Here is a 1,521-nt window from a genome sequence, read left to right on the forward strand (position 1 = left end):
GTCCTCGACGGCTACGTCGCTGCCGGCGGGAACTTCCTGGACACCGCCGACTCTTACTCGTTCTGGGCCGAGGGAAACACAGGCGGGGAGTCGGAAACGATCATCGGCAAATGGCTGGCCGGCAGAACCGACCGCGACGACCTCGTCATCGCCACCAAAGTAAGTCACCACCCGCAATTCCCAGGCATGGCCCCCGAGACGATCCGGGCTGCGGTCGACGCCTCGCTGACCCGCCTCGACATCGACGCCGTTGACATCTACTACGCGCACTTCGACGACCCCTCAACGCCCCTCATCGAGAGCATCGCGACACTGTCCGAACTCGTCGACCAAGGAAAGATCCGCTCAATCGGCATCTCGAACTACACAGCGGAACGAATCAAAGAATGGCTCGACATCACCGCCCGCGAAGGCTTTCACGCGCCCGTCGTCATAGAGCCCCAATACAACCTCGTCGAACGAGGAATTGAAGCCGATATCCTCCCGCTGGCCCGCACCCACGGCCTCGCCGTCGTGCCCTACTACTCCCTCGCCCACGGCTTCCTGACCGGAAAATACGACAACGGCGAGGAAATCGAAAGCCCCCGCGCCCCCGACGCGGCAAAGTACCTCAACGCCCACGGCCGGAAAGTCATCGACGCAGTCAAAAGCGTCGCCGATGAGCACTCCACCCAGCCCGCTTCCATCGCCCTGGCATGGCTCGCAGCGCAGAACGGAGTCGCGGCCCCCATCGCCAGCGCGCGCACAACAGACCAACTCGCGCCCCTCGTTGAATCAATGCAGATCCGGTTGACCACTAAGGATCTGCAGCTGCTCGACGAGGCATCGCAACTCTGAGTCCCTGCGCGCATACTCGACACCACAAACAACAGCGAGGAAAACGACAATGACCCAGCAGACCCGCGTCCCCGAAACCGAAAGCGCTCCCGGCAACCAGCACGTGTCTGAGGCACAACAAAACGTGGAGGAACAACTCGTCCGCAACGTGCTGCGCTCCTTCGAAGACTGCCAGGACCCGCGGCTGAAGCAACTGATGCAGTCACTCGTAACCCACCTGCACAACTTCATCCGCGACGTCCGGCTCACCGAAGCCGAATGGAACAAAGCCATTGAGTTCCTCACCGCCGTCGGCCACATCACCGACGACCGCCGACAGGAATTCATCCTGCTCTCCGACGTCTTCGGCGCCTCCATGCAGACCATCAACGTCAACAATGAAGCCGTCGGCGACGCAACCGAAGCCACCGTTTTCGGCCCCTTCTTCGTAGACGACGCGCCGCGCATCGAAAACGGCGGAGACATCGCCGGCGCCGCACCAGGAGAACCCTGCTGGATCGAAGGAAGCGTCAAGGACACTGACGGAAACCCGGTCCCTAACGCACGCATCGAAGTGTGGGAAGCAGATGAAGACGGCTTCTACGACGTCCAGTACGACGACCACCGCGTCTCGGGGCGCGCCCACCTTTACAGCGACGAAGACGGAAACTACCGCTTCTGGGGACTGACCCCCACCCCCTACCC

At 62.0% G+C, this 1,521-nt stretch carries 2 protein-coding genes; both read left to right on the forward strand.

What is annotated here, in order from left to right; translation table 11 throughout:
- Positions 1 to 837: aldo/keto reductase (locus DBR22_RS16580; protein ID WP_108599924.1), on the forward strand; the 837-nt coding region annotated here is incomplete at its 5' end.
- Positions 838 to 886: 49 nt separating this feature from the next.
- Positions 887 to 1,521, forward strand: a 635-nt coding sequence (locus tag DBR22_RS16585) for a dioxygenase (protein WP_108599925.1), incomplete at its 3' end; no start/stop codon positions are given.

Source organism: Arthrobacter sp. HMWF013 (genome assembly GCF_003061105.1).
In the GTDB taxonomy this organism is placed as follows: domain Bacteria; phylum Actinomycetota; class Actinomycetes; order Actinomycetales; family Micrococcaceae; genus Arthrobacter.